Below are 7,109 nucleotides of genomic sequence, written 5' to 3'. Positions count from 1 at the left end.
CATCATGCACTGGCTTTTAGCACACTGTTGAGTTCTCAAGAAACGGACGCGTTCACCGTCGAACCGGACCCTCAGGCCCGTCTCTCCGGGGCGTTCCATTTCGTATTTCCATCTTAGCTTTTCTCGAATTTCCCTGTCAAATCGTTTTTCTCGAACGATTTGTCCTGGAAAACCTGGTCGAGCTAGGATTTTGCTTACTCTCTTTTGAGAGCAACCCTCCAAACATACCCTGACATTCGGACCGCGTCAAGCAGCTCGGATGATCCGAATGATCTTGACAAGGATCGAACGCTGAGGTTCGTTCTGGTGGGATTCACCTCGGGGCCCGTCCGCCTCTCAGGCGTCCGGCTCGCTCCCGGGCACTGCAGAAGATTATGCCGCCCATCCGACGCCGTCAAATCAATTAACCCGTGGAAGCCGTCGGGAGCGGAGGCCCCGCCGCCGTCCCCTCCCCCGGCTGAGCTCCGGAGAGATCAAGGCGGCACGTACCGGGACATCGGCCTCTGGAAACAGCGAACGCCCCGGCCGGGACCGGGGCGTTCGACGACGCCGTCGCCGGCTGACGTCAGCCGGCGACGACCTCGACGCCGCCGATGGACCGCTTGCCGCGCCGCAGCACCAGGAAACGACCGTGAAGGAGATCGTCCGCCGTGGGCACGTAGGAGTCGTCGGAGACCTTGACGTTGTTGAGGTAGGCACCGCCCTCGTTCACCGCGCGACGGGCCTCGGACTTGGACTTGACCAGGCCGCTCTGGGCGAGCAGGTCAACGAACGAGGCTCCCAGCGCGGGGACCTCGGCACGCGGAACCTCGGCAAGGGCCTCTCCCAGCGTCCTGGCCGGCAGATCTTCCAGTGAGCCCTGTCCGAACAAGGCCGAAGAGGCCGCGACCACCGCGGCGCACTCCTCCGCGCCGTGCAGCAGCGTGGTGAACTCCGTCGCGAGCGCACGCTGAGCCTCACGGGCGGCCGGCCGTTCGGCGGCCACCTTCTCCAGCTCCTCGATCTCCTCTCGGGACCTGAAGCTGAAGATCTTGAGGAACCTCACCACGTCACGGTCGTCCGCGTTCAGCCAGAACTGGTAGAAGGCGTACGGAGAGGTCATCTCCGGGTTGAGCCACACCGCGCCACCGGCCGACTTGCCGAACTTCGTCCCGTCAGCCTTCGTGATCAGCGGCACGGTCAGCGCGTGTACGTGCTCGCCGGTCACCCGGCGGATCAGGTCGGTTCCCGCGGTGATGTTGCCCCACTGATCACTGCCGCCGACCTGCAACGTGCATCCGTACCGCTTGTTGAGCTCCAGATAGTCGTTGGCCTGCAGGATCTGGTAGCTGAACTCGGTGTAGCTGAGTCCTTCGCCACCGAGACGGGCGGAGACCGACTCGCGCGCCAGCATGCGGTTGACGGGAAAGTGCTTGCCCACGTCACGCAGGAAGTCGATCGCCGACAGGCCCTCGGTCCAGTCGAGGTTGCTGACCATGATCCCGCGTGACTCGTCGGAGAAGTCGAGGAACCTCTCCACCTGGGCCCGGATCCGTGCGACCCACTCGGCGACGACTTCCGAGGAGTTGAGCGAACGCTCGGTGCTGCGACCGCTGGGATCACCGATCAGGCCGGTAGCGCCACCGACCAGACCGATCGCTCGATGGCCCGCCCGCTGAATGCGGGTGAGGGTCAGCATGGGAACCAGGTTGCCGACATGGAGCGAGGGCGCGGTCGGATCGAAGCCGCAATAGACCGTGATCGGACCCCCGGCCATCGCCGCGCGCAGGGCGTCGATGTCGGTGGACTGCGCGATCAGGCCGCGCCATTCGAGCTCATCGAGGATGTCGGTCACGATCCTGGCTTTCCAATGTTCGAAGGGACACCTGTCACTTCCGTACAGACTGCCCGATCACGGCCCCGCTTCGCCACTTGAAACCTCCCCCGTGACCGGCCTGAACTGGGGCGGGCAACGCGAAAGGCATCGAACAGGAACGAATCAGAAGATCTCCACGCGGGTATCTCCCCTCAGGACCGGAGGATCTCCGTAGCGGCGTCTCTTCTCAGGACCCTAGGGTCCGACGCCGGCGCCCGCCCTCAGGAAGCGCGCCGGCGCGGAACGTGTGGCCGGTACGGCGAGACCGTCCGCTCCCCGTCGATCCAGAACCTCCAGGGGACGTCCTTGGCCGCCGACACCCCGGTGCGCGGCCCGGAGCGGACGGCCCCGGACACCGGGGGATCTCCCGAAAGGACGCTGACCGGACCGGGCGGACAGGCGTCCACCCCGTCGTGCTCCCGGGTGAAGCCCAGCGCGACCGCCAGCCGGGCGGGTCCCCGCGCCAGATCGCGCGGGGCGACGGCCCGGCTCGTGCCCGCCGTACGGCGGGCCGTGGCGACCTCCGCGCCGACGACCACCTCCCCGGCGCGCAGGAGCACGCCCGCGCCGATCCCCTCGGGGAGGCAGACGAGGTTGGCGCAGAAGTGCATGCCGTAGGTGAAGTAGACGTACAGGTGTCCCGGCGGCCCGAACATCACCGCGTTGCGCGCCGTACGGCCCCGGTAGGTGTGGGACGCGGGGTCCTCGCCGGGCACGCCGTACGCCTCGACCTCGGTGATGCGCACCGAGACCGGCCCGTGCGTGATCACCCTTCCCAGCAGGTCGGGAGCGACCTCGGGGCCGGGCCGGTCGAAGAAGTCCCGGGTCAGCGGGGCCGACCCGGCCGGGACGGAGGCTCCCGCGGGCATCAGGCGCCGCTCGCCCAGGCCGCCTGGTCGTCGACGGTCTCGCGCAGCGCGACGAGCTGGTCGCGGACCCGGTCGGGCGCGGTGCCGCCGTGCGCCTTGCGGGCGGCCAGCGCGCCGGGCACCGAGAGGACCTCGCGGGTGTCGGGCGTCAGGTGGGGTGAGACCTTGGCGAGTTCCTCGTCGCTGAGGTCCCCGAGGTCCTTGTCGTTGACCTGGCACCAGACCACCAGGTGGCCGACCGCCTCGTGCGCCTCGCGGAACGGCACCCCCCTGCGGACCAGCAGCTCGGCCAGGTCGGTCGCCAGGGCGAACCCGTCGGGGGCCGAGGACTCCAGCTTGGCGGTGTTGACGCGCATGGTGGAGACCAGGCCGGCCATGGCGGGCAGGACCAGCATGAGGGTGTCGACGGAGTCGAAGACCGGCTCCTTGTCCTCCTGCAGGTCGCGGTTGTAGGTCAGCGGCAGGCCCTTGAGCGTGGCCAGCATGGCGGTGAGGTTGCCGATGAGCCGGCCGCTCTTGCCGCGGGCGAGCTCGGCGACGTCGGGGTTCTTCTTCTGCGGCATGATCGACGAGCCGGTGGAGTAGGCGTCGTCCATCTCGATCCAGCGGAACTCCTGGGAGGCCCACAGGACGATCTCCTCGCCCAGCCGCGACAGGTGCACGCCGATCATCGCCGCGTCGAACAGGAACTCGGCGGCGAAGTCGCGGTCGGCGACGGCGTCCATCGAGTTGGGCGCGGCGGAGTCGAAGCCGAGCTCCCGGGCCACCGCCTGCGGGTCGAGCGGCAGCGACGAGCCGGCCAGCGCGCCCGAGCCCAGGGGCGAGACGGCCGCGCGGCGGTCCCAGTCGCGCAGCCGGTCGATGTCGCGGGCGAAGGCGTGCACGTGGGCCAGGAGCTGGTGGCCGAAGGAGACGGGCTGGGCGTGCTGCAGGTGGGTCATGCCGGGGGCGGCCGTCTCGGCGTGCTCCTCGGCCTGACTCATCAGCGCGGTCTCCAGCTCGACCAGGCGGGACACGATGTTCCTGACGTGGTCACGGAGGTAGAGCCGCAGGTCGGTGGCGATCTGGTCGTTGCGGCTGCGTCCGGCGCGCAGCTTGCCGCCGAGCGTGCCGAGGCGTTCCAGCAGGCCGCGCTCCAGCGCGGTGTGGACGTCCTCGTCGGCCACGGTGGGCCGGAACTCGCCGGCCTTGCAGGCGCGTTCGAGGTCGTCCAGCGCGCCGATCATGCGCTCCAGTTCCTCGGCCGTCAGCAGCCCGGCGCGGTGCAGCACCCGGGCGTGCGCCCGGGAGGCCATCAGGTCGTACGGCACCAGCCGCCAGTCGAAGTGCACGCTCACCGAGAGCCTGGTCAGCGCGTCGGCCGGGCCTCCCTCGAACCTGCCGCCCCACAGCCGCATCGGCTTGCCACCATCAGTCACCGTTGTTCTCCTCCCCTTCCACTCCGCGACCTTAGCCCAACCTGGGCGTTCGGATGTTCCGGGCCGCGGCGGCCCTCCGGGGAAGTCCCCGCGGCCCGGCGGCGGCCCCGGCGCCGGGGCTCCCGGCGGGGAGCGACGTGGCGGCGGAGGCGCCGGGATCGCCGGAGAAGGCGGGCACGACCCGGTCAGGCGTGATCAAGTGTTCTCCATGGTCTCCCGGGTGCGGGTCACCCCGCACCCGGGACCCGTGTCATGGGTCTTCCCGTGTGCCGCGATCACCCGCCACGACGGTCGGCGTGGCGGAGCAGCGCCTCGGCGACCGCGGCGCCGCCCGTCGGGTCGCGGCTGATGACGAGGATGGTGTCGTCTCCGGCGACCGTGCCGAGGATGGACTCCCAGTCGGCGTGGTCGATGGCCGAGGCGAGGAACTGCGCGGCGCCCGGCGGCGTGCGGACGATCACCAGGTTGGCGGACGCGTCGGCGGAGACGAGCAGTTCCTCGGCGATCCGGCTTAGCCGGGCGGCCGGGGTCTCGCCCGTCCCGACCCGGGCCAGCGGGATCCGGCCGCCGCCCTCGCCGGGCAGGGCGTAGACCAGGGAGCCGTCCTCGGCGCGCAGCTTGAGCGCGCCCAGCTCGTCGAGGTCTCTGGAGAGCGTGGCCTGGGTGACCTCGACTCCGCTCTCCAGCAGCAGTTTGGCCAGCTCGGGCTGCGAGCGGATCGGCCGGCGCTGCAGCAGCTCGGTGATCCGCGCCTGGCGGGCGACCTTCGTCATGGGGATCTTCACGTGACCTCCTCCGCCCGGATCGTAGCGGGGGCGCCGGTGTCCCCGCCGATCCCGCCGGTGGCGGCTCCGCCGTTCCCATCGGTGTTCCCGCCGTTCCCGCCGTTCCCGCCGTTCCCGCCGGCGGTGAGCAGCCAGTGCAGCAGGGCCTTCTGGGCGTGCAGCCGGTTCTCGGCCTGGTCCCACACCAGGCTGCGGGGGCCGTCGATGACGTCGGCGGTCACCTCCAGCCCACGGTAGGCGGGCAGGCAGTGCAGGAAGATCGCGCTCGGGGCGGCCAGGTCCATCAGGCGGCCGTCGACCTGGAAGGGCATCAGGTCGGCGACCCGCTGCTCCTTGCCGTCCTGTCCCATGGAGACCCAGGTGTCGGTGGTGACGACGTCGGCGCCCGTCGCGGCGGCGGCGGGGTCGGTGAGCACGGTGGCCGACCCGCCGGTGGCGGCGGCGATCTCCTGGGCGCGGCGCAGGATCTCCGGGTCGGGGTGGTAGCCGGCCGGGGCGCCGATCCGCACGTGCATCCCGGCGACGGCGCCGCCCAGGAGGTAGGAGTGGGCCATGTTGTTCGCGCCGTCGCCGAGGTAGGCGAGGGTGAGGCCGGCGGTGGCGCCGAAGCGCTCCCGGACGGTCTGCAGGTCGGCGAGGATCTGGCAGGGGTGGAACTCGTCGGTGAGGGCGTTGACCACCGGCACCGACGACCAGGTGGCCATCGTCTCGACCCGCTCCTGTCCGCCGGTGCGCCACACGATGGCGGCGACTTGGCGTTCCAGGACCCGGGCGGTGTCCTCGACGGGCTCGCCCCGGCCCAGCTGGGAGGCGGCGGCGTCGATGACCAGGGGCAGGCCGCCCAGCTCGCCGACGCCGACGGCGAAGGAGAGCCGGGTCCGGGTGGAGGGCTTGTCGAACAGCACGGCGACGGTCTTCGGACCGGCGAGGGGACGGTAGCCGTAGCGGTCCTTCTTCATGGCCTCGGCGAGCCTGAGCACCTCGGTCTGCTCGGCGGGCGTCAGGTCGTCGTCGCGAAGGAAGTGCCTGGTCATTCTGCTGCCTCGTCAAGGATGGCGGGAAGGGCGGCCACGAAGGCGGCGGCCTGCCCGGGAGTGATCACCAGCGGGGGCGCGAGCCGTACGGCGCCGGGCTGGACGGCGTTGACCAGGAAGCCGGCCCGCTGGGCCGCGGCCTGGACCTGCGCCGCGCGGTCGGCGGTCAGCACGATCGCCAGCCACAGGCCCCGGCCGCGGACGCCCGCGAGCAGGGGGTGGCCGATCGCGGCGATGCCGCCGGCGAGCTGGGCGCCGACGGTCTGGACGTGTTCCAGCAGGCCGTCCGCGTCGATGGTGTCGAGTACGGCGAGCGCGGCGGCGGCCGAGACGGGGTTGCCGCCGAAGGTGGAGCCGTGGTCGCCCTTGGCGAAGATCGTCCCGGCGGGGCCGACGCCGACGCAGGCGCCGATCGGCATGCCGCCGCCGAGGCCCTTGGCCAGGGTGAGCACGTCGGGCAGGATGCCCTCGTGCTGGTGGGCGAACCAGTGGCCGGTGCGGCCGATCGCCGACTGGATCTCGTCGGCTACCAGGAGCGCGCCGGTCGCGTCGCAGACGCGCCGGGCGGCCCTGAAGTAGCCGGCGGGCGGGGGGACGACGCCGGCCTCGCCCTGGGTGGGCTCCAGGAAGACGGCGGCGCACTCGGCGGTGACGGCGTCGCGCAGCGCGTCGGCGTCGCCGTACGGGACGAACCTGACGTCCGTCGGGAACGGGCCGAACTGGTCGCGGATGGCGCGTTTGCCGGTCAGCGACAGCGCGCCGAGGGTCCGGCCGTGGAAGGCGTTCTCGGCGGCCACCACGTAGGTGCGGCCGGTGCTCCCGCCGTACTTGAGGGCCATCTTGAGGGCGGCCTCGTTGGCCTCGGTGCCGGAGTTGGTGAGGAAGACCCTGGCGGGCGCGCCGAGCAGGCCGATCAGCCGTTCGGCGAGCAGCACCTCGGGTTCGTTGATGAACAGGTTGCTGGTGTGGGCGAGGACGGCGACCTGGCGGGACACCGCCTCCACCAGGGCCGGGTGGGCGTGGCCGAGGGAGCTGACCGCGATGCCGCCGATCAGGTCGAGGTACTCGCCGCCGTCGGCGTCCCAGACCCGGGCGCCCTCGCCGCGGGCCAGCGCGACCGGCGGCACGCCGTAGGTGGGCATGAAGGC

Annotated in this window: 6 protein-coding genes; all 6 read right to left on the bottom strand. The window is 71.2% G+C overall.

The window, feature by feature from the left end; translation table 11 throughout:
• Positions 1-565 precede the first annotated feature (565 nt).
• The 6 genes from tyrS to ACZ6W9_RS09515 all read right to left on the bottom strand — a co-directional run bounded on the left by tyrS (position 566) and on the right by ACZ6W9_RS09515 (position 7,103).
• Positions 566-1,834, bottom strand: a complete 1,269-nt coding sequence (gene tyrS / locus ACZ6W9_RS09540) for a tyrosine--tRNA ligase (protein ID WP_470117186.1) — start codon at positions 1,832-1,834, stop codon at positions 566-568.
• Positions 1,835-2,076: 242 nt separating this feature from the next.
• Entirely contained in the window at positions 2,077-2,724 is a 648-nt protein-coding gene (locus ACZ6W9_RS09535; protein WP_470117184.1) for a DNA-3-methyladenine glycosylase, read from the bottom strand.
• Positions 2,724-4,142, bottom strand: a complete 1,419-nt coding sequence (gene argH, locus ACZ6W9_RS09530) for an argininosuccinate lyase (protein ID WP_389969762.1) — start codon at positions 4,140-4,142, stop codon at positions 2,724-2,726. The genes ACZ6W9_RS09535 and argH overlap by 1 nt, the downstream gene beginning before the upstream one ends.
• 275 nt (positions 4,143-4,417) lie before the next feature.
• Positions 4,418-4,915, bottom strand: a complete 498-nt coding sequence (locus tag ACZ6W9_RS09525; protein ID WP_362945440.1) for an arginine repressor — start codon at positions 4,913-4,915, stop codon at positions 4,418-4,420.
• A gap of 8 nt (positions 4,916-4,923) precedes the next feature.
• Positions 4,924-5,961: an ornithine carbamoyltransferase gene (argF, locus tag ACZ6W9_RS09520; protein WP_470117182.1), complete on the bottom strand. Its 1,038-nt coding sequence runs from the start codon at positions 5,959-5,961 to the stop codon at positions 4,924-4,926.
• A complete protein-coding gene (locus tag ACZ6W9_RS09515; protein WP_389969877.1) occupies positions 5,958-7,103 on the bottom strand; it encodes an acetylornithine transaminase in 1,146 nt (381 codons plus the stop codon). Before ACZ6W9_RS09515 ends, argF begins: the two co-directional genes overlap by 4 nt.
• Between the last annotated feature and the right edge of the window lie 6 nt (positions 7,104-7,109).

Source organism: Streptosporangium sp. NPDC053982 (assembly GCF_055585205.1).
This window is presented reverse-complemented; position numbering and strand designations above follow the sequence as displayed.